The organism is Kaistia defluvii (assembly GCF_040548815.1).
Taxonomy (GTDB): domain Bacteria; phylum Pseudomonadota; class Alphaproteobacteria; order Rhizobiales; family Kaistiaceae; genus Kaistia; species Kaistia defluvii_A.
Window position 1 is genome coordinate 444,802 of sequence record NZ_JBEPSM010000003.1, and the last position, 19,363, is coordinate 464,164.

A 19,363-nucleotide genomic window follows, 5' to 3' on the forward strand; every position below is an offset into this window, starting at 1 on the left:
GCTATTCGCCGGCCAGCAGGTCCGGCTGGCGGTCATAGGCCGGCGAGCCCTCGTCGCCGAATTCCAGCGCCTCGATCTTGGCGCCCCGCGCCGTCAGCTTGCGGGTCGAGATCAGGATGTCGTCGATGTCCTTGGAGGCCTGGTCGAAATGCGTCTTCAGCTTGAGGACGCGGTCGTTCACGCGGCCGACATCCTCCATCAGCTTCATCACCTCGCCCTGGATGAGATGCGCCTGCTCGCGCATGCCGGCATCCTTCAGCACCGACTGGACGACCTGGATCGACAGCATCAGCAGCGATGGCGAGACGATGACGATCCTGAGCCGGTGCGCGGCCTGGATCAGGTCCTCGAAGCGCTCATGCACGTCGGCGAAGATCGATTCCGACGGCACGAACATGAAGGCCGTGTCCTGCGTCTCGCCGGGGATCAGGTAGCGCTCGGCGATGTCCTTCAGATGCTTGGTCACGTCGCGGCGGAACTGCGCCTCGGCGGCGCGGGTCAGTTCGGGTCCCTCGGCGGCGCGGATCGCGTTCCAGGCCTCGAGCGGAAATTTCGCGTCGACGACGAGGCCGGCGGCGCCATTCGGGAAGGCGATGACGCAATCCGGCCGGTTGCCGTTCGAGAGCGTCGCCTGGAACTGGTAGCCGCCCATCGGCAGGCCATCCTGGACGATCGCCTCCATCCGCGCCTGGCCGAAGGCGCCGCGCGTCTGCTTGTTGGCGAGGATGTGCTGCAGCCCGACGACCTGGCTCGAAAGCTCGGTGATGTTGCGCTGCGCGGTGTCGATGACGGCGAGGCGCTCGTTCAGCCGGGTCAGGTTTTCATGCGTGTTGCGGGTCGATTCGACCATGGTCTGGCCGATGCGGTGGCCGAGCCCGTCCATGCGGTTGGATAATCCGTGCAGCAGTTCCGATTGGCGGGACCCGAACACCTCCGCCATGGTCTGCATCCGGCCGGTCATCTCGCTCTGGATCCGCACCAGTTCGCCGATCCGACGCTCGAATTCGCCGCCCAGCATTGCCTGCTCGGCTTCTGCCGAGTCGCGCCGGCTCATTCCGCGCCAGACCACGATCAGCACGAGCAGAAGCAGCAGGACGGCGGCCACGGCGGCGGCCAGCACCAGCATGGCGACGGAGATCGGCCGGTCGCCGACGAAGAAGAGGACATCCTGCATGGCTCTTCATATCAGATTCGCATGCCAAGACGAGATCAAAACAAGAACACGCGTCGTGTGGCCGGGCGTGGCTTCCATCATTCCTCGTTGACCCACCCCGCCGCATCTCTTATCTGAAACGGCTAAATCTGAGGTTTTCATGGCCCTACTCGACATCATCACCCTGCCGGACGCGAAGCTGAGGCTCGTCAGCGAGCCGGTGGAGCGCATCGACGACGAACTGCTGCGCTTCATGGACGACATGCTGGAGACGATGTACGAGGCGCCGGGCATCGGCCTCGCCGCGATCCAGGTCGGCGTGCCGCGCCGGATCGTCACCATCGACGTGTCGGGCCGCGAGGAGGGCAGCAAGCCCGAGCCGCTGTTCCTGATCAATCCCGAGATCCTGACGTCCTCGGACGAGCGTTCGGTCTATGAAGAAGGCTGCCTGTCGATCCCGGATTATTATGCCGAGGTCGAGCGCCCCGCTTCGGTGCGCCTTCGCTATCTCGACCGTGACGGCAAGCTGCAGGAAATCGAGGCCGATGATATCCTCGCCACCTGCGTGCAGCACGAAGTCGACCATCTCGATGGCAAGCTGTTCATCGACTACCTGTCGCGGCTGAAGCGCGACATGGTGATCAAGAAGTTCGTCAAGGCGTCCAAGACGGGCGTCCGGCCGGAATTCAAGTCGCATACCCCCGACGAGATGTGAGGCGGATATGAGCCTCCGCGTCGTCTTCATGGGCACGCCCGAATTCTCCGTGCCCACGCTTGTCGAGATCATCGGCCAGGGGCATGAGGTCGTCGCCGTCTACTCGCAGCCGCCGCGCCCCGCCGGACGCGGCATGGCCGAGCGCAAGTCGCCCGTGCACGAGACGGCGGAGCGCTTCGGCATTCCCGTCTTCACGCCGAAATCGCTGAAAGGCGCCGACGAGCAGGAGGCCTTTGCCGCGCTCGACGCCGATGTCGCCGTCGTCGTCGCCTATGGCCTGATCCTGCCGCAGGCGATCCTGGACGCGCCGCGCGAAGGCTGCCTCAACCTGCATGCTTCGCTGCTGCCGCGCTGGCGCGGCGCCGCCCCGATCCATCGCGCCATCATGGCCGGCGATGCCGAGACCGGCGTCATGGTCATGCGCATGGAAGCGGGCCTCGATACCGGCCCCGTCGCCATGGCGGAAAAGATCGCGATCGCGCCCGATATCACCACCGGCGATCTGCACGACAAGCTGGCGCGGCTCGGCGCCGATCTGATGGTGCGGGCGCTTGCCGCCGCCTCGCGCGGCGGGCTCGATGCCGTGCCGCAGGCGGAGGAGGGCGTCACCTACGCCGCCAAGATCGACAAGGCCGAGACGCGGATCGACTGGCGGAAGCCCGCTGCCGAAGTGCACAACCACATTCGCGGCCTGTCGCCCTTTCCGGGCGCCTGGTGCGAGATGACGTTTGGCGACAAGGTCGAGCGGGTGAAGGTGCTGCGCTCGACGCTGGCGACCGGCTCTGGCGCTCCGGGCACGGTGCTGGACGACCAGTTGACCATCGCCTGCGGCGCGGGCGCCGTCCGGCTCGTCGAGGTGCAGCGCGCCGGCGGCAAGCCGCTCCGCGCCGTGGATTTCCTGCGCGGAGCATCGGTCGAAGCCGGTGCTCTCGTCGGCTAGGCCGGCCGATGCCACGCTACAGGATCCTGATCGAATATGACGGCACGCCCTATGCGGGCTGGCAGCGCCAGAAGAATGCGCCGTCCGTGCAGCAATCGCTGGAAGCCGCCATCAAGCGCTTCACCGGCGAGGACGTGCTGACCTTCGGTGCAGGCCGCACGGACTCGGGCGTCCATGCGACCGGGCAGGTGGGGCATTTCGATCTCTCGGGAACCTGGTCGGGCCTGCGCATCCGCGACGCCATGAACGCGCAATTGCGCCCCGAGCCGATCGCCATCCTCCAGGCCGAGCCGGTCGATGACAGCTTCGACGCGCGCTATTCAGCGGTGAAGCGGCACTACATCTACCGTGTCATCGACCGCCGCGCCCCGGCCGCCCTCGACATCAATCGCGTCTGGGATGTGCGCAAGCAACTCGATATCGAGGCGATGCAGCAGGCGGCCAATTCGCTGCTCGGCTGGCACGACTTCACCACCTTCCGTTCCGCCGATTGCCAGGCGCTGAGCCCGATGAAGACGCTGGAGCGGCTGGAGATCCGCCGCGATGGCGACCAGGTGCTGTTCGAGGTCTCGGCCCGTTCCTTCCTGCACAACCAGGTGCGCTCCATGGTCGGCACGCTGAAGAAGGTCGGGGAGGGCAATTGGCCGGTCGCCCGCGTCGCCGAGGTTCTGGAAGCGCGCGATCGCAAGGCCTGCGGCCCGGTGGCGCCGCCCGGCGGGCTCTATCTCGTCCGCGTCGACTACGCCGCCTCAGGCGCCGAACAGCCGGCTGAAGATGCCGCTGAGGATGAGGCTTAGCGCGAGGTCGGCCGCGACCAGCCCGACCCGGAAGCCGACCGACTTGCCGAGCGTCGCGCCGACGATCTGGTAGTGGTAGCGCAGCATGACGCCGACGATCGCCAGCGAGACGACAGCGGCGAATTCGATCGGCACCACGCCAAGCCCGGCCAGCAGCGCGATCGCCGCTTGCGGCGCCGCCATGATGACGGAAGCCCAGTTGCGCACCACGATATAGGAGGCGTAGCTGCGCGCGATGCCGAGCCGCTTGGCGAAGATCGCCAACAGGATGGGCATGGCGATCCAGTCAAGCACTAGGTCGAGCCCGCGCGAGACGAGGAAGATCGCGTCCGTCGGACCGGCAATGGTGACGTCTTCCGGCCGCAGCCGATGCTCGACGGCGACGCTGATGGCGAAGAATGGCAGCATGTAGAGAACGGCGCCGAACGAGCTCCAGAAGCCGTCGACGCTGAAGTCGAACCGCGTCAGCCCCTCGCGCCGGCCGAGAAACAGCTCGAACGCGCCCGTCAGCGCGCTGGATGCGGAGGGGTTGATCATCGCGCCGCCGCCGTCACGCAAAATACTGGTCGAGGAAGCCGCGATAGATTGCCGTCAGGGTCTGGAGATCGGCGACGGATACCCGTTCGTCGATCTGGTGCATGGTTTGCCCGACAAGGCCAAACTCGACCACCGGGCAATAGTCCTTGATGAAGCGCGCATCCGAGGTTCCGCCGCTGGTCGAGAGCGCCGGCCGGCGGCCGGTCGAAGCCTCGACCGCGTCCGAAAGCGTGCCGATCAGCTTGTCCGAATGGGTCAGGAACGATGCGCTTCCGGTCGGCACCAGCTCGAGCTCGAAGTCGATCTCGTTACCGGCCGCTTCCTGCAGCCGGCTCCTTAGCCAGGCTTCAAGCGTGTCGCGATTCCACTCGTCGTTGAAGCGGATGTTGAAACGGGCGCTGGCCTCGGCCGGGATGACGTTCCAGGCCTTGTTGTCGACGTCGAGACCGATGAATTCGAGGTTCGAGGCGTCAAAGCGCTCATTGCCGTGATCGAGCGCCTCCGCCGTCAGCCGGCGGATCAGCTTCATCAGCTGCGGGATCGGGTTCACCGCCAGATGCGGATAGGCGACATGGCCCTGCCGTCCCTGCACGGTGATCGTGCCGGAAAGGCTGCCGCGCCGGCCGATCTTGATCGCGTCGCCCAGCCGTTCGGGATTGGTCGGCTCGCCGACGATCGCCGCGTCGAAGCGGTGGCCCTTCTTGGCTGCCCAGTCGAGCAGCTTGACCGTGCCATTGATCGATGGACCTTCCTCATCGCCGGTGATCAGCAGCGAGATGGTGCCCCGCTTCAACCCGCTCTCGGCCAGGAAATCGAGCGCCGCGGCGGTAAAGGCGGCAATGCCGCCCTTCATGTCAACCGCGCCGCGGCCATAGAGCATGCCGTCGACAATGTCGCCGGAGAAGGGGCCGTGCAGCCAATGCGCCTCGTCGCCCGGCGGCACGACGTCGGTATGGCCCGCAAAGACGAAATGCGGCGCGCCGCTGCCGATGGTCGCGAACAGGTTTTCCACGTCCGGCGTGCCGACCTCGGAAAACACCGGCCGATCGACGGTGAATCCGGCTTCGGCCAGGACGCCGTCCAGATAGGCGAGCGCCCCGCCTTCGGCCGGGGTCACCGACGGGCAGCGGATGAGGTCTTGCAGGATACGGATTGGGTCGTGGCGATGCATGCCATCTCGTTGCCACGCGTTCTCGCGTCAGGCAAGCCCGGGCTCGGCGGAAACTGGTGTGGAAGACGTTGGGGCGAGCGGATCCGGGCCGAAGCGGTTCTCACCACGCGTGCCGCGCAAATGGACAAGCTCAATCCATGACCAGAGGAGCACCACGATGGAGATTGTGGCTACGATTGTGCCGATCGTGGCCAACGGACCGCCCATCTGCGCGACTTCGATCGCAGGGTATAGGATCAGAGATGGGACAACTTGAATTGCCAGTATCCACCAGCCAGATTTATTTCTGTCGTGCAGTCGTTTGACGCCGAGAGCAGCCCATATAAACGCAGCGAACATTGCGTTTATCATGCTTACCGTCAGCCAAAACAAACTATCGTCGATCTCAACGGAAAATATCTTGTGTAGAGCTAGCTCTAGAGCTGCCAATAATACATTGACCAGAATTATGGAAATCAGGAACTTTGTTCGTGCAATCCGCCCCTGAAATGAAAATAGTAACTGCCACAAACTCATAGTACGCCCCCACCCCGATAGGCGTTGAGCCTATCAGGGCGGGAGCGTTTCGCAATCTGCAATCTAGTCGCGCAGCAGTTCGTTGACGCTGGTCTTGGAGCGGGTCTTGGCATCGACCTTCTTGACGATCACGGCGCAGTAGAGCGACGGGCCGGGCTGGCCGTTCGGCAGGTTCTTGCCCGGCAGCGACCCGGAGACGACAACGGAATAGGGCGGCACGCGGCCAATATGGATCTCGCCCGTCTCGCGGTCGACGATCTTCGTCGAAGCGCTGATGAACACGCCCATCGAGATGACGGAGCCCTCGCCGACGATAACGCCCTCGACGACTTCCGAGCGGGCGCCGATGAAGCAATTGTCCTCGATGATGGTCGGGCTCGCCTGCAGCGGCTCGAGCACGCCGCCAATGCCGACGCCGCCGGAGAGATGCACGTTCTTGCCGATCTGGGCGCAGGAGCCGACGGTCGCCCACGTGTCGACCATGGTGCCGGTGTCGACATAGGCGCCGAGATTGACGAAGGAGGGCATCAGCACGACGCTCGGCGCGATATAGGCGGAGCGGCGCACGACGGCGCCCGGCACGGCGCGGAAGCCGGCCTTGGCGAACTCATCGGCGCCCCAGCCCTCGAACTTGGTCGGCACCTTGTCCCACCAGGTCGAGCCGTTCGGCGCGCCGGGGATCGGGCCCATGTCGTTCAGGCGGAAGGAGAGCAGCACGGCCTTCTTCAGCCAGTCATTGACCACCCAGTCGCCATCGATCTTTTCCGCCACGCGAACCTCGCCCCGGTCGAGCAGGCCCAGCGTCGTCTCGACGGTGGAGCGGACGGCGCCCTGCGTCGCGGGGCTGACATTCGCGCGATCCTCGAAGGCGGCTTCGACGGTGGACTTGAGGGCGGCGAGGTCGTGCGTGGTCATCGTTCTTCCTTGGAAAGCGGGCATCTCCGGCGCAGGAGAGGCCGGCATGGTTCGGGCCGGACGATATCGGGCAATCGGGGGAAGTCAACGCGCAAGGCAGGCAGGCCGACTTTTTCGCCGGCGCCGGCTCGCTGCCGGCTCAGGCGCTCGGGGCGATTCGGGCCAGGAAGACGGGGAGATCATCGGTCTGGTGATCGATATGCGCCGTGTTGGCGCGCGTCTCCCAGGCCTCGACGGGGGCTTCGGCGGTGCCGCGCGGAACCACCAAGACGGTCGCCATCCCGAGCGATTTCGGCACCTCGAGATTGCGCGGCAGATCTTCGAACATCGCGGCCGAGGCCGGGTCGATGCCGTTCTGGCCGAGGAAGCGGGCATAGGTGTCGGGATGCGGCTTCGGCACGAAATCGGCGCGGATGATGTCGAAGATGTCGTCGAAAGGGTCGTGGAAGCCGAGCCTGGCGAGGATCCGCTCGGCATGGTCCTGCGAGCCATTGGTCAGCACGAAGCGCCGTCCGGGCAGGCGCCCTATGGTGGCGACCAGGGCCGGGTCGGGCGCAAGCTTCGAGTGATCGATGTCGTGCACGAAGTCCAGGAAGGGCGCGGGATCGATGCCGTGCTCGACGATCAGGCCGCGCAACGTCGTGCCGTGACGCCGGCAGAAATCCGCCCGGACCGCCAGCGCCTGCTCGCGGGTCTGCGAAAGATGGCGCTCGACATAGAGAAGGATCCGCTCCGAAACCTGCTCGAACAGGCCCGTATGGTGCGGATACAGCGTGTCGTCGAGATCGAATACCCAGGCGCGGATGTCGGCGAACCGGGCCAGCGCCGGGTCCGTCGACAACGGGGTCTTGGGCATTCGGCCGGTCAGCGCTTGATCAGCGTGCCGGCGCCGCGCTCGGTGAAGAGTTCGAGCAGAACGGCATGCGGCGTCTTGCCGTCGAGGATGACGACGCCCTCGACGCCGCGATCCAGCGCCTCGATGCAGGTCTCGACCTTGGGGATCATGCCGCCCGAGATGGTGCCGTCGGCGATCATGGCGCGCGCCTCGGCGACGGTCAGTTCCTTGATCAGGTTCTTGTCGCGGTCCAGCACGCCGGGGACGTCGGTGAGGAACAGCAGGCGGCTGGCGTCGAGCGCGCCGGCGATGGCGCCGGCGAAGGTGTCGGCATTGACGTTGTAGGTTTCGCCATCCTCGCCGGCGCAGACGGGCGCCAGCACGGGGATGATTTCCGACTTGGCCAGCACTTCCAGCACTTCGGTGCGGACGCGGGTCGGTTCGCCGACGAAGCCCAGGTCGATGACCTTCTCGATGTTGGAATCGGGATCGACGACCTTTCGGGTCAGGCGCTTGACCGTGACCATGTTGCCGTCCTTGCCGGTCAGGCCGATGGCGCGGCCGCCCGCCTCGGTGATCGTCTGCACGATCTCCTTGTTGATCGAGCCGGCGAGAACCATCTCGACGACCTCGACGGTCGCCTTGTCGGTGATGCGCATGCCGCCCGCCCATTCGGACTTGATGCCGAGGCGGGTGAGCATGGCGTTGATCTGCGGGCCGCCGCCATGGACGACGACCGGATTGATGCCGGCGAGCTTGAGCAGGGTGATGTCTTCGGCAAACGCCTTGCCGAGCTCTTCCGAGCCCATGGCATTGCCGCCGAACTTGACCACCACGGTCTTCTCGTCATAGCGCAGCATGTAGGGCAGCGCGGTGGCGATCAGTCGTGCGGTCAGCACCGGATCCGTGCTGTCCTCTACCCGCATATCCATCCTCAAATCTCCGCTCCGCTGCAAAAGGGCAGGGCTCTATAGCGATTACGCGATGGCGGAACAATGACGGCGACGGTTTCGCCGCCGCAGTTCCTCAGGTCGCGAGCTGGGCGATCTCGGCGCGCAGCAGATCCATGCCTTCGCCGGTCTCCGAGGAGGTGGCGATGACGACCGGGAAGGCCGCCGGGCGCTTGGCGATGGCGGCTTCCGTCGCCGCCTTGACGCGGGCGAGTTCGCCCGTCTTCAACTTGTCCACCTTGGTGAGGACGATCTGGTAGGAGACCGCCGTCTCGTCAAGCAGGTCGAGCGTCAGCTTGTCGTTTGCCTTCAGTCCGTGGCGGGAATCGATCAGCACATAGACGCGGCGCAGGCTGACGCGGCCGCGAAGATAGTCGCGGATCATCCGGTTCCAGGCATCGACGAGCTTCTTCGGCGCTTCGGCATAGCCATAGCCCGGCATGTCGACGATCGACAGGCCGCTGCCGGAGGTGAAGAAGTTCAGCTCCTGCGTCCGGCCCGGCGTGTTCGACGTCCGCGCCAGGCCGATGCGGTTGGTCAGCGCGTTGATCAGCGACGACTTGCCGACATTGGAGCGCCCCGAGAACGCGATTTCTGCCACGTCGATCGGCGGCAGGTGCCCGATCGTGGGCACGCTCATCACGAACTCCCAGGACTTGGCGAAGAAGAGACGGCCCGTTTCGAGGCGGTCGATCTCTTCCTGATCAATCTCCGGCATCAGCTCTTGGCCTTGGTTGGCGCGGTGGTCTTGTCGCCACCGTCCTTGGGCTTCTTCTTGAAGGTCGACATGATGTTGCCGAGCAGGTTCACGTCGACGCCCTGGCGCCGCATGATGACCCACTGCTGGGCGATCGACAGCGTGTTGTTCCAGGCCCAGTAGATCACCAGGCCGGCCGGGAACGTGCCGAGCATGAAGGTGAAGATCACCGGCATCCAGTTGAAGATCACCTGCTGCGCCGGGTCGGCCGGAGCCGGGTTCAGGCGCATCTGGACCCACATCGTCAGACCCATGATCAGCGGCCAGATGCCGATCATCAGCATGTGCGGCGGCGTCCAGGGGATCAGGCCGAACAGGTTAAAGATGGTGGTTGGATCGGGCGCGGAAAGGTCCTGGATCCAGCCGAAGAACGGCGCATGGCGCATCTCGATGGTGACGAAAATCACCTTGTAGAGCGAGAAGAAGACCGGGATCTGGATCAGCACCGGCCAGCAGCCGGCGAGCGGATTGATCTTTTCCTTCTTGTAGAGCGCCATCAGCTCCTGCTGCTGCTTCACCTTGTCGTCAGCATAGCGCTCGCGCAGCGCGGCCATTTCCGGCTGCACCTTCTTCATCGCGCTCATCGACTTGTACGACTTGTTGGCGAGCGGGAAGAACACGGCCTTGACGATGACGGTGACCAGCAGGATGGCCACGCCGAAATTGCCGAACAGCCTGAAGAAATAGTCCATCAGGAAGAACAGCGGCTTGGTGAAGAAATAGAACATGCCCCAGTCGATCAGCAGGTCGAAGCGGTCGATCTTGAGGTTGTTCTGGTAGTCCTGGATGACCGACACCTGCTTGGCGCCGGCGAACAGCAGGCCCTCGGCGGTGGCGGTGCCGCCGGCCGGGACGGTGATCGCCTTGCTCTTGAAATCGGTCTGGTAGAGGGGCGTGACGCCGTCGACGAAGCTGAACGACGCGTCGAAGGACTCGGTGCCGCGCGGAACGACGGCGGCGGCCCAATACTTGTCGGTGATGCCGAGCCAGCCGGTGTTGATGCCCTGGAAGGATTCGGAACCGGCCTTGCGCAGGTTCTTGTAGGTGATTTCCTGCAGGCCCTTCTCGCCGAGCACGCCGAGCGGGCCTTCATGCAGGATGTAGTAGCCGGCAACGGTGGGTTCGCCCAGGCGCACGACGCGGCCATAGGGCGCCATCGAGACGGCTTGGCCCGTGGCGTTGGCGACTTCGTCCTTGACGGTAAACATGAAGCGCGGATCGATCGAGATCGTGCGCTTGAAGGTCAGGCCGGCGCCATTGTCCCAGGTCAGGACGACCGGGGTGGTATCGGTCAGCTTCGCGCCTTCGGGCGCGGTCCAGAGCGTGTCGGGGCCGGGCGCCGCGACGCCGGCGGGCGCGACCCAGCCGAACTCGGAGAAATAGCCGTTCGGCGCGCCCGAGGGCGACAGCAGGACGATGGTCGGGCTGTTCGGATTGACCGTCTCGCGGAAGCCGTCGAGATGCAGATCGTCGAAGCGGGCGCCCTTGAGGTTGATCGAGCCGGTCACCGACTGGGTGTTGATGGCGACGCGCGGGTTGGCGGCGAGCGCCTGCTCGCGGGTCATGACGGTCGCCTGGCCCGGCGTGGTCGGGGCGCCCGGCGTTGCCGCCGCGCCTTCCGTGCCGGTCGTGGCCGTCGGGCTGCCGGAGGTCGACTGCGCGGCCGGGCTCGTCTGAGCGGTATGCTGGCGCGTCTGATCGATCTTCGGGCCCGCGACGAAATACTGCCATCCGAAGACGACCGCCACCGAAAGAATGACGGCTAGGATCAGATTGCGGTTATCGGTCATCGTTCACGTCTTTCGGGTGAGGTCGCTTGGCCCGGCTGCTGGGCTTTTTCCTTGCCGCGATCATGGTGCCGCGGTCCGGAGGTCGGGCGCTTCAGCGCGTCGAAGCCGGAGATAAGATCGGTCACGAGGGTTTCGAAGGGCAGCGACAGTGTGGCGCGGCGGCCGACCAGGACATAGTCGGTGCCGGCAACGGCGTGGTCGATGCCCGCGAGGCGGATGGCCTCGCGCAGGCGCCGCCGGATCCGGTTGCGCTCGGGCGAGTTGCCCATCTTCTTCGTGACCGTATAGCCGACACGCGCCGGGCGACTCTCGTCATCCGCGCGTAGGTCGCGTTTCTGCAAGACAAAGCCGCGCCGGGAGGCGCGGGGCCCTCCGGCGACGGCAAGAAATTCGGCGCGTTTCTTGAGACGATCCATGGTCTTCATATGATCCATGGGAGGCCTTTCCGGGCGCCGGCCGGCTGTCCCTCCGCCGATTAGGCAGTGAGCTTCTTGCGGCCCTGCGCGCGGCGAGCCGCGATGACCTTGCGGCCGCCGACGGTGGCCATACGGGAACGGAAGCCGTGGCGGCGGGCGCGAACGAGCTTGCTAGGTTGATACGTGCGCTTCATGCGTCGTCACCGCTTGGGGCGGCCCCTCGAATTCAATGTTTATCATCGGATGAGCGAGCCTTCCCGGCGGTCCAGGACCCCGTGCCACGACAAAAGCCATGGCACGACAGGAAGCGTGCTCTCGTGAGCCCGGCTTATACGGACTAGGTCCAGCCAAGTCAACGCGACTCCGGTATCGCGTCGTCAGATCCCCAAGGGGCATCCGCTGCCCGATGGACGGCGCCGGAAGGGAGCCAAAGTTTGACGCAATGTGGCCGCGCGAGTCATCATAGGGTGTCATCGGCCTAGATGGGAGTGCCGATTGAATGACGCCAAAGTGACGGATCTCAACGCAGGCCCCTTGCAGTCCGGTATTGTCGCGCAGGCTTCCGTGCCGGATGTCGTGCCCGCGCGGCCGCGGCGCCATGCCTTCGGCCTGTCGATCAAGCTGATCCTGCTGACCATCGTTTTCGTCATGGTCAGCGAAGTCGCGGCCTTCGTCCCCTCCGTGTCGAGCTATCGCGTCCGCTTCCTGGAAGAGAAGCTGGCGACCGCGCAGGCGGCTGCCGTGCTGCTCGGCTCGGCCGCCTGGGAAAATGTGCCGCGCAGCGTCCAGGACGAGTTGCTGGCCTCGGTCGGCGCGACCGCCATCGTGCTGCGTACCGGCAAGGCGAGCCGTCTGCTCGCCGCCGTCGAAATGCCGCCCACCGTCGACGAGGTGGCGGATCTGCGCGAGGTGACGCTCTGGCGTTCGGCCGAGGCCGCCTTCTCGACCCTGACCGCCTGGACGCCGCGCACGCTGCGCGTCATCGGGCCGGATCGGGACGGCAAGAGCCTCGAACTGGTGATCAGCGACCGGCCGCTGCGCGCGGCGATGATCCGCTTCGCCGGCAACATCCTGCTGCTTTCGGCAGTGATCTCGATCCTGACGGCGATGCTGATCTATGTCAGCCTGCAGCGCCTGCTGATCCGGCCGATGCGCCGGTTGGCGCAGGCGATGGTGCGCTATTCCGAGGATCCGGAAGACAAGTCGCGCATCATCGAGCCGAGCGGCCGCTCCGATGAAATCGGCATCGCCGAGGACAAGCTGGCCGCGATGCAGAACCACCTGACCGAGTCGCTGGCGCAGAAGCGCCACCTCGCCGATCTCGGCCTGGCGGTGTCCAAGGTCAATCACGATCTGCGCAACCTGCTGGCCTCGGCGCAGCTCTTCTCCGATCGCATCGCGGCGCTGCCCGACCCGGCTGTGCAGCGCTTCGCGCCAAAACTGATCGCCACGCTCGACCGCGCCATCGATTATTGCCAGACGACGCTCGCCTATGGCCGGGCGCGCGAACGCGAGCCGCAGCGGCGCCTGATCAATCTCGCCCGGATCTGCCATGACGTCGCCGACGTGCTCGGCCTCGACCAGCATGCGAGCATCACCTTCGATAACCGCATCGAGCCCGGCTTCGAGATCGATGCCGATCCCGACCAGCTGTTCCGCGTCCTGCTCAATCTGTGCCGCAACGCCGTTCAGGCCATGGACGGCGAGGCGGACCCGGCGATCGTGCGGCGCCTTTCCATAGAAGGGCGGCGCGAGGGCAGCGTCGTCATCCTCCGCATCTGCGACACCGGCCCCGGCGTGGCGGCCAAGGCCCGCCAGCACCTGTTCCAGGCCTTCCAGGGCGGCGTGCGGCCCGGCGGCGCGGGGCTTGGTCTCGCGATCGCGGCGGAGATCGTCCGCGCCCATGGCGGCACGATTTCCCTGGTTGACCAGAGCAAGCCGGGGGCGGTGTTTGAGATAACCCTGCCGGACCGGCCGATCGCCTTCGATCTCGCCGCCCGGGCGCGGGTCGGCTAGGGATTTCCCCCTCGATGCTTTGATGAGCGGCGACGTAGGGAGCGCTTGGCGACCCGACGGCAATCGGCGCGTCTTTAGCCGGCGCGAAAAATTCTCCACAGGCTCATCCAACTCGACGCTTGCAATCGCGGGAACGAGGCTGTAGCAATCCCCTCGTCGACGGCCTGAGGGTCGGCGCGGCGCCCGGGAGGTTTACTCCAGGGTGAAGCAAGCGACAGGCGCCCGTAGCTCAGCTGGATAGAGCACCAGACTACGAATCTGGGGGTCAGGAGTTCGAATCTCTTCGGGCGCGCCATTTCCTTCAAGGAAATCAATTGCTTACCAAAGCGCCCTTCCGGGGCGCTTTTTGCATTTTGGGCTTGGGGTACAACGTCGAAAGCCGCGCGCCGACGCTACCCGGCACTCATAGGCATTCCTGATAACGTCAGTGTCGCTCCATCGCGGTGAGCCGACGCCGGATGCCAGACCCATCGCAGCTTCCATGCCGGAGTTTGCACGGAGCCGAACGCCCTCTGAGCAGGACGCATTCGGTTCGCCAAGGCGCAGGGGCGCCGGAAGGCTCGATCTACTTGTGTGGCGGTTGAGCGGGCGGCCAACTCAAGGCCACGACCGCTCTGCTTCCTTCGAGACGGCCCGGGACCGATCTCGTGCCGGCCAGGGAGCGTCCTAGCCAGGGCTCTGGCAGGCTGGTCGTGGCGGGGGCCGACTGGCCGCTCAAAATTCATAAATTGTTAAATCCTGTTGGCCAGTTTGCCTTGGCTGTTCGGAACAAATCCCTACCGGGCAGTCCTTTATATAAGTCTGGTGGGAGCGTAATGACTGGATTATCGATCGCGAAAAGAGCGCTTCTCGCAGGAGCAATCTGTGTAATGGCGAGCAGCGTTGCTGCTCAAACTCCAAGGCTGATCAAAACATATTCTGATTGGGCCCTATATACTTACCCCGACAAGGCGGGGAAGGTCTGCTTTGCGATGGCGGCGCCTACGTCGCAGCGCCCAACCGGCGTCAATCGCGACCCGACATACTTCATGGTGACCAATCGTCCGGGCTCAAAAGTCCACAACGAAGTGTCGATTGTCATAGGCTACCCGTTCAAGTCGGATTCTTACGTCACAGTGAACGTGGATGGCAAAAAGTTCAGGCTCTTCACCCAGGGAGACGGCGCCTGGAGTGATGAACTTTCTGAACAGGCGTGGCTCGTCAACGCCATGAAGGCGGGAAGCAAGATGTCTGTCCATGGTTTGTCGAAACGCGGCACGAATACAACGGACACCTATTCCCTGAAGGGCGTGTCAGCGGCCTTGAGAGCGGCGGACCAGGCCTGCGCCTGACCGGAAGGGGTCGATCCCAGGATGGCGCCTCGCATATGCGAGGCTTGCCATGCCTGAGAGAGGGGTATCACGGCTGCGGCAGGGCATCCGGGCGCCGCAGGCGCGGCTCGTTATAGAGCGGGCCGCGATGCCGGCTTTTGGCACTGCCCTGATAATAGAACGGATTGCGCTGGGGATCTGCCTTGAGGCGCGTCGCGTCCGTTGCGCGGCTACTCACTCGACAACCCTTGCCGACAACCCTGAATTCACCATCCGGGCACGGTTGGTGCCTTGAGGTCAGGTCGGTTTTCGAGAATTCTGGCGTGGAAATTCCTGCCGCCAAGACTGGTCCGGTTATGAATATTGCAGTGATCGCGAAGATCCCTGCCGTGGCTCTCATCGGTTTCATAAGCCCTCGAAATGCAATTATATCGCGCTGGATTGGCCAGCAATGGATTTTCCGCCGACGGGCAGGGCGGAGATGCTGATGATTCATCATATGTCATTTGAAACGCTCATATCAATAGAGCGGGTCAGCTGCAGGAACTGTCCGCCGCGTCGGGTCCAACGTATCGGCTCCATGATCACCCTTGCGAGTGTGTCCGTTAAGCAGGGTTTCAACGTGTCCCGATATTCCTTGGCAACAGCTGCGGAGAGGGCTGCGACGGATCGGCTCGCCCGGCCCCCGTTAGACTTTCCCATGGCGAATGAGACGGCTCGGAACCGACGCGGCCCGGCTCGGCAATTCAAACGCATGCCAGGCGCCACCGTCGACGTCGACGTCGACGTGGACCGGGTAGGGGGGGTGGCCTATGACCCTGCAGGCCGTGGAAATCGGGAAAGTTTAGGCGCTCAGGTCCTGGCGGCCGCGTCCAAGGTGTCCAGACACGGAGTACGTACGCTTCGCTGGCGCCCAAAGACCGCCGTACTGCCGTTATCGTTCAAAGACCGAGATGGCGGGAGGCCTCAATGTTCAAAGCTCGGGTCGCGCTCATGCTGGTCATCAGCATGTTGATCGCCGGAAGCGCTGGCGCTCAACCTTGGCAAGCGGTCGATCCCGCGACGTCGGGTTGGTCCTCCGAGGGGTTGGAGGTGGCAAAGCGTCAATCGAGTGCTCTCAGGTCGACAGCCCTGATGATCGTTCAGGACGGGAGGGTCGTCGCCAGTTGGGGAGACGCGGCCCACAAAGTGAATGTCGCTTCCGTCCGAAAGAGCCTTCTGAGTGCGCTTTACGGGATTGCCGTTTCCGAAGGAAGGATTGATCTTTCCAGCAACCTGGCTGACCTCGGTATCGACGATAACGCACCCAGTCTTACCGCAGCTGAAAAAACGGCAACCGTCCGGGATCTTTTGATGGCGCGTTCTGGCGTCTACCATCCCGCTGCCCATGAAACGGCCGACATCAAGCGCAAGCGGCCTGAACGCGGGAGCCATCCACCCGGAACTTTCTGGTTTTATAACAACTGGGACTTCAACGCGCTGGGAACGATCTATCGACAGCGGACCGGCGAAGACATCTTCCAAAGCTTTGAACATAGAATTGCCCGGCCGCTCGGCATGGAAGATTTCTCGATCCAGGATGGGCGCTACGCCGCTGAGAAGCTTTCCGAGCACCCGGCCTATCCCTTCAAGCTTAGCGCCCGTGACGCGGCGCGCTTCGGCCAATTATATCTCAATGGAGGGCGTTGGGGCGGAAAGCAGATCATTCCCGCCGAATGGGTGAGGGAATCGACGGCTCCCCACTCCTGGGCAAAGCGGATACGGCAGGGCTACGGCTACATGTGGTGGACGTTGCCCGTCGATACCTGGGGTCCAGAGGCCTTTTATGCCTCGGGGTACGGTGGCCAGGTCATCGCCGTCGTGCCATCGAAGAGGCTTGTGGTGGTCCAAACTGTCGACCTGAAGCAGAACGCGCAGGGGGTCCGGACAAGCGCGTTCATTGATCTACTGAAGGTGATCGCCTCCGCTTCGCCGTGAACGTCGACTTCGCGTGTTGTCTGCGAGCAGCCGGGGGCGGGTAGGACGCTATTCCTCCGGCGCCACCACTGGAGCCGTGACAGCGCCTTCTGTCGAACCGGCACTGCTCCGCTGTCTGCCATGGATCGGCGTCTTGAGCGTTCGCTTGACGCGGTGGTTTTCATCCGCCTTCGAAAGGCCGGACGGAGAAACGCCCTTCAGATAGTTCTTCTGCCACTTCTGTTCTTCGGTCAGTTCATCCCGCATCTGAAGGCCGGCATTGAAAAGGCGGCGCTCGCTATTCCAGACCTTGTGTTCCCGGTGGAAGTCGGGATCGTCCTCCATCGAAAGGATGACTGGCTGCACCTCTTCGATGGCGACACTGGGCGTCATGGTGATGAAGCAGAATGGCTCACCCTTGGCGAAGGTTACGGCGCCGGGGCGGGTGAACTTCCAGTTCATGGTGAAGCTGAAGGGGAGCCAGTTTGTTTCAACCAGGCCGTCGAGCGGATGGATGCCGTCTTTGAGTCGGTTTGGACCGCCTCGCGCCCAGACCATCCAGCCCGGATCGGTTCGAAATACATAGCCAGGGTGGAACGTGACAATGCCATGGCCGAAGGTGGACGAGATGAAGCGGTGCGTCACCCCCGGCTCGTGCACGCGGATGATAACGTCGCTGGTGCTGTTATAGCCCGTCCAGATGACTGTCACTTCATGCGGGTTCAGAAGCTCCCAGCCGGAAGCGTTCGCAATCGAAAGCGGAGTGCAACGATAGGCAAAATGCTCGTTGGTTGCATCCATCCAGTCGCGCTGCCCCGGCGCAGGAACAAGCGCGGGCGGATTGGGGGACTGAATCATGCATTCCAGGCGGGGGGGAACCATCGTCTTTCCTCTACCGGTGGTACATGAAGCGTCATTGCGATGCTGGCCCGGCCAATTCAACTTTCACGAATGCGTGCGCTTGGATAGCCCTGGGCGAACACCATCGCGGGCAATGGCCGCGATGGTGTCCAATCGACTGTACTGCCTGTCACCCGGACTCTCCGGGAGGGCCGGGAGGACCGGAAGGTCCCGGAGCGCCCGGCGCTCCGGGAGGTCCCTGCTCTCCCGGAGTGCCCGGCGGGCCATCGCTTCCCCCCGGCCCCTGCGGTCCCTCGGGGCCAATCGGCCCCTGCGGCCCCTCGGGGCCAATCGGACCCGTGGGACCCGTCGGCCCAGTCGGTCCGACTGTTCCGTCGGTTCCGGGGGCCCCTGGTGCACCGGGTGTTCCAACCACATTGGCCGAACGCGGCAGATCGCCCGCATCGCGACCCAGATAGGTTGGCATGTAGTCTTCGCGATCGCGCCGGATAAGGGACTTGTTGCCCGTTCCGAAGTGGAAGCGCAGACCGCCCATCGCGGTCACGTCGTTGCCGCCATCGTCATTGCCGCCAACATCGAATGCGACATCACCAAAGATCGAGGCGGCGGTCCCAGTCGAGAACTGGGTCAGGTATTCCGCGCCGCCAATGATTTCGGTCCTGTCGTTGCCGAACGCGTCAGCGTAGCGGAGGCCGGCATTGATCTTGAAGTTGTCGGTTGCGTACCAGTTGGCGCGTCCCTCCGCGAACAGCCCCGCATCGTCGTCGAGCGAATCCCAGTTGACGCCGGCGAGGCCTTCCAGGGTAAAGCGGTCCAGATAAAGCTGGCCCTCGACGCCGACCTTGGCCTGCGATAGGCCCTGCTCGTAATCGGTGCCATCCTGATAGGAGCCGTTGCCGTAGAGATAGCTGGCATATGCGCCGATCGCCCCCTTCTCGGGATCGCGACGGAACAGATGCACAGCGGAACCGGCAAAGCCGTTTTCCTGCGAAATGCCGCCCAGCGCGTCGAGCTGGACGCCCCCGCGTTCGCCCAGCGGAATAGCCAGCGAGCCCTCCGAGTAGCCATAGCCTTCGTAGCGCCCATTGCCGCCGCCACCGCCAATGCGGAAATTCGGGGCAGCAACGGCAAGGCGGCTGGGAGGAGCCTCTCCGCTGTAGTCCACCAGCATCCGGCTGCCTGCCGCCTGGGCGGAGAGTTGCCCTTGAATGGCGGTGGATGCAGACCGGACCTCGGCGAGCTCAGCCTGGGCCCGGGCCGTTTCGGCACGTGCCGCGACCAGTTCGCCTTCCAGCCGCCTCTGGCCCCGCTGGAGGTCCAGGATCATCTTGTAGAGCTGCTCATTGCTCGGCGATTGAGCCAACGCCGCTGGTATCGAATTACCGAAGACGGCAGTAAAGGCAATGATGGAGCAACTTATATACAGTGTCTTCCGATCTGGTCTCATTCGGCTAGGCCCCCCCCGGGGCTGAATTGAATTCAGGATGCTCGTTGCATATTCAGGCTAATCTCACTTTGCCGGCTCGCGACTTTAATTCTGATATATCTCGCGAAACATGCCAGCCTAATCTGATTCGAGGGCAGGCTGACCACAAAATTCCGCTATCTGCTTGCGTAATTGCTAAATTGTTTTCGCGTTAATTTCAGTAAATGACACTTTCTGTATCTTCCTGTCACTTGATGACTTTGGGGAAACAGCATATTAGGCTCCCCTATCTTCTTGCGCGG

20 protein-coding genes and 1 tRNA gene are annotated in these 19,363 nt (G+C 64.0%); 7 read left to right on the top strand and 14 right to left on the bottom strand.

The genetic code is table 11. The annotated features are described in order from the left end of the window. Nucleotide 1: 1 nt before the first annotated feature. Nucleotides 2–1,174, bottom strand: coding sequence for a DNA recombination protein RmuC (locus ABIE08_RS18970; protein ID WP_354553401.1), 1,173 nt, complete (start codon nucleotides 1,172–1,174; stop codon nucleotides 2–4). Nucleotides 1,175–1,313: 139 nt separating this feature from the next. On the opposite strand from ABIE08_RS18970, the gene def reads away from it, so the two are divergent. From def to truA, 3 genes are read left to right on the top strand one after another with little or no spacing between them, the layout of a single operon-like run. Continuing rightward, entirely contained in the window at nucleotides 1,314–1,868 is a 555-nt protein-coding gene (gene def, locus ABIE08_RS18975) for a peptide deformylase (RefSeq protein ID WP_354553402.1), read from the top strand. Nucleotides 1,869–1,875: 7 nt separating this feature from the next. Further along, nucleotides 1,876–2,808, top strand: coding sequence for a methionyl-tRNA formyltransferase (fmt, locus tag ABIE08_RS18980; protein WP_354553403.1), 933 nt, complete (start codon nucleotides 1,876–1,878; stop codon nucleotides 2,806–2,808). A gap of 8 nt (nucleotides 2,809–2,816) precedes the next feature. Beyond that, entirely contained in the window at nucleotides 2,817–3,605 is a 789-nt protein-coding gene (gene truA / locus ABIE08_RS18985; protein ID WP_354553404.1) for a tRNA pseudouridine(38-40) synthase TruA, read from the top strand. Here the strand turns inward: truA and ABIE08_RS18990 are convergent. The 10 genes from ABIE08_RS18990 to rpmH form a co-directional block, all read right to left on the bottom strand. Further along, on the bottom strand, nucleotides 3,558–4,142 hold the full coding sequence (locus tag ABIE08_RS18990) for a hypothetical protein (protein WP_354553405.1): 585 nt from the start codon (nucleotides 4,140–4,142) through the stop codon (nucleotides 3,558–3,560). The two genes, truA and ABIE08_RS18990, sit on opposite strands and share 48 nt — an antisense overlap. Before the next feature lie 13 nt (nucleotides 4,143–4,155). Then, a complete protein-coding gene (gene dapE, locus ABIE08_RS18995) occupies nucleotides 4,156–5,313 on the bottom strand; it encodes a succinyl-diaminopimelate desuccinylase (RefSeq protein WP_354553406.1) in 1,158 nt (385 codons plus the stop codon). 27 nt (nucleotides 5,314–5,340) lie between these two features. After that, on the bottom strand, nucleotides 5,341–5,829 hold the full coding sequence (locus tag ABIE08_RS19000) for a DUF805 domain-containing protein (RefSeq protein ID WP_354553407.1): 489 nt from the start codon (nucleotides 5,827–5,829) through the stop codon (nucleotides 5,341–5,343). Between the two features lie 63 nt (nucleotides 5,830–5,892). Further along, on the bottom strand, nucleotides 5,893–6,744 hold the full coding sequence (gene dapD, locus ABIE08_RS19005) for a 2,3,4,5-tetrahydropyridine-2,6-dicarboxylate N-succinyltransferase (protein WP_354553408.1): 852 nt from the start codon (nucleotides 6,742–6,744) through the stop codon (nucleotides 5,893–5,895). Nucleotides 6,745–6,883: 139 nt separating this feature from the next. Further along, nucleotides 6,884–7,600 carry a pyrimidine 5'-nucleotidase gene (locus tag ABIE08_RS19010; protein ID WP_354553409.1) on the bottom strand — a complete coding sequence of 239 codons (717 nt, stop codon included), beginning with the start codon at nucleotides 7,598–7,600 and terminating at the stop codon, nucleotides 6,884–6,886. An 8-nt stretch (nucleotides 7,601–7,608) separates the two neighbouring features. Continuing rightward, a complete protein-coding gene (argB, locus tag ABIE08_RS19015) occupies nucleotides 7,609–8,511 on the bottom strand; it encodes an acetylglutamate kinase (protein WP_354553410.1) in 903 nt (300 codons plus the stop codon). Nucleotides 8,512–8,605: 94 nt separating this feature from the next. Next, nucleotides 8,606–9,247 carry a ribosome biogenesis GTP-binding protein YihA/YsxC gene (yihA, locus tag ABIE08_RS19020; RefSeq protein WP_354553411.1) on the bottom strand — a complete coding sequence of 214 codons (642 nt, stop codon included), beginning with the start codon at nucleotides 9,245–9,247 and terminating at the stop codon, nucleotides 8,606–8,608. Then, on the bottom strand, nucleotides 9,247–11,076 hold the full coding sequence (gene yidC, locus ABIE08_RS19025) for a membrane protein insertase YidC (RefSeq protein ID WP_354553412.1): 1,830 nt from the start codon (nucleotides 11,074–11,076) through the stop codon (nucleotides 9,247–9,249). Before yidC ends, yihA begins: the two co-directional genes overlap by 1 nt. After that, nucleotides 11,073–11,510: a ribonuclease P protein component gene (gene rnpA / locus ABIE08_RS19030; RefSeq protein ID WP_354553413.1), complete on the bottom strand. Its 438-nt coding sequence runs from the start codon at nucleotides 11,508–11,510 to the stop codon at nucleotides 11,073–11,075. The genes yidC and rnpA overlap by 4 nt, the downstream gene beginning before the upstream one ends. 41 nt (nucleotides 11,511–11,551) lie before the next feature. After that, complete coding sequence (gene rpmH / locus ABIE08_RS19035; protein ID WP_201401895.1) at nucleotides 11,552–11,686, bottom strand: 50S ribosomal protein L34; 135 nt, start codon at nucleotides 11,684–11,686, stop codon at nucleotides 11,552–11,554. A 301-nt stretch (nucleotides 11,687–11,987) separates the two neighbouring features. On the opposite strand from rpmH, the gene ABIE08_RS19040 reads away from it, so the two are divergent. From ABIE08_RS19040 to ABIE08_RS19050, 3 genes are all read left to right on the top strand, one after another. After that, nucleotides 11,988–13,508 carry a HAMP domain-containing sensor histidine kinase gene (locus ABIE08_RS19040; protein ID WP_354553414.1) on the top strand — a complete coding sequence of 507 codons (1,521 nt, stop codon included), beginning with the start codon at nucleotides 11,988–11,990 and terminating at the stop codon, nucleotides 13,506–13,508. A gap of 218 nt (nucleotides 13,509–13,726) precedes the next feature. Then, a tRNA-Arg gene (locus ABIE08_RS19045) sits at nucleotides 13,727–13,803 on the top strand. Nucleotides 13,804–14,377: 574 nt separating this feature from the next. Next, nucleotides 14,378–14,839, top strand: a complete 462-nt coding sequence (locus tag ABIE08_RS19050) for an invasion associated locus B family protein (RefSeq protein ID WP_354553415.1) — start codon at nucleotides 14,378–14,380, stop codon at nucleotides 14,837–14,839. 67 nt (nucleotides 14,840–14,906) lie between these two features. Here ABIE08_RS19050 and ABIE08_RS19055 read toward each other — a convergent pair whose 3' ends face one another. Further along, nucleotides 14,907–15,056, bottom strand: a complete 150-nt coding sequence (locus ABIE08_RS19055) for a hypothetical protein (protein ID WP_354553416.1) — start codon at nucleotides 15,054–15,056, stop codon at nucleotides 14,907–14,909. Between the two features lie 731 nt (nucleotides 15,057–15,787). Between ABIE08_RS19055 and ABIE08_RS19060 the strand changes: the two genes are divergently transcribed. Then, entirely contained in the window at nucleotides 15,788–16,795 is a 1,008-nt protein-coding gene (locus ABIE08_RS19060) for a serine hydrolase domain-containing protein (protein WP_354553417.1), read from the top strand. Nucleotides 16,796–16,843: 48 nt separating this feature from the next. Here the strand turns inward: ABIE08_RS19060 and ABIE08_RS19065 are convergent, their stop codons facing one another. Further along, nucleotides 16,844–17,656 carry a DUF6065 family protein gene (locus ABIE08_RS19065; RefSeq protein WP_354553418.1) on the bottom strand — a complete coding sequence of 271 codons (813 nt, stop codon included), beginning with the start codon at nucleotides 17,654–17,656 and terminating at the stop codon, nucleotides 16,844–16,846. A gap of 148 nt (nucleotides 17,657–17,804) precedes the next feature. Beyond that, nucleotides 17,805–19,082 carry a hypothetical protein gene (locus ABIE08_RS19070; RefSeq protein WP_354553419.1) on the bottom strand — a complete coding sequence of 426 codons (1,278 nt, stop codon included), beginning with the start codon at nucleotides 19,080–19,082 and terminating at the stop codon, nucleotides 17,805–17,807. Nucleotides 19,083–19,363: the final 281 nt, after the last annotated feature.

Coding starts and splice junctions, on each gene's coding strand:
- ABIE08_RS19060 (WP_354553417.1), top strand. CDS start 15,788: ATGTTCAAAGCTCGGGTCGCGCTCATGCTGGTCATCAGCATGTTGATC.
- ABIE08_RS19065 (WP_354553418.1), bottom strand. CDS start 17,656: ATGGTTCCCCCCCGCCTGGAATGCATGATTCAGTCCCCCAATCCGCCC.
- truA (WP_354553404.1), top strand. CDS start 2,817: ATGCCACGCTACAGGATCCTGATCGAATATGACGGCACGCCCTATGCG.
- yidC (WP_354553412.1), bottom strand. CDS start 11,076: ATGACCGATAACCGCAATCTGATCCTAGCCGTCATTCTTTCGGTGGCG.
- fmt (WP_354553403.1), top strand. CDS start 1,876: ATGAGCCTCCGCGTCGTCTTCATGGGCACGCCCGAATTCTCCGTGCCC.
- argB (WP_354553410.1), bottom strand. CDS start 8,511: ATGGATATGCGGGTAGAGGACAGCACGGATCCGGTGCTGACCGCACGA.
- dapD (WP_354553408.1), bottom strand. CDS start 6,744: ATGACCACGCACGACCTCGCCGCCCTCAAGTCCACCGTCGAAGCCGCC.
- ABIE08_RS18970 (WP_354553401.1), bottom strand. CDS start 1,174: ATGCAGGATGTCCTCTTCTTCGTCGGCGACCGGCCGATCTCCGTCGCC.
- rpmH (WP_201401895.1), bottom strand. CDS start 11,686: ATGAAGCGCACGTATCAACCTAGCAAGCTCGTTCGCGCCCGCCGCCAC.
- ABIE08_RS18990 (WP_354553405.1), bottom strand. CDS start 4,142: ATGATCAACCCCTCCGCATCCAGCGCGCTGACGGGCGCGTTCGAGCTG.
- dapE (WP_354553406.1), bottom strand. CDS start 5,313: ATGCATCGCCACGACCCAATCCGTATCCTGCAAGACCTCATCCGCTGC.
- ABIE08_RS19050 (WP_354553415.1), top strand. CDS start 14,378: ATGGCGAGCAGCGTTGCTGCTCAAACTCCAAGGCTGATCAAAACATAT.
- rnpA (WP_354553413.1), bottom strand. CDS start 11,510: ATGGATCATATGAAGACCATGGATCGTCTCAAGAAACGCGCCGAATTT.
- ABIE08_RS19070 (WP_354553419.1), bottom strand. CDS start 19,082: ATGAGACCAGATCGGAAGACACTGTATATAAGTTGCTCCATCATTGCC.
- ABIE08_RS19010 (WP_354553409.1), bottom strand. CDS start 7,600: ATGCCCAAGACCCCGTTGTCGACGGACCCGGCGCTGGCCCGGTTCGCC.
- def (WP_354553402.1), top strand. CDS start 1,314: ATGGCCCTACTCGACATCATCACCCTGCCGGACGCGAAGCTGAGGCTC.
- yihA (WP_354553411.1), bottom strand. CDS start 9,247: ATGCCGGAGATTGATCAGGAAGAGATCGACCGCCTCGAAACGGGCCGT.
- ABIE08_RS19000 (WP_354553407.1), bottom strand. CDS start 5,829: ATGAGTTTGTGGCAGTTACTATTTTCATTTCAGGGGCGGATTGCACGA.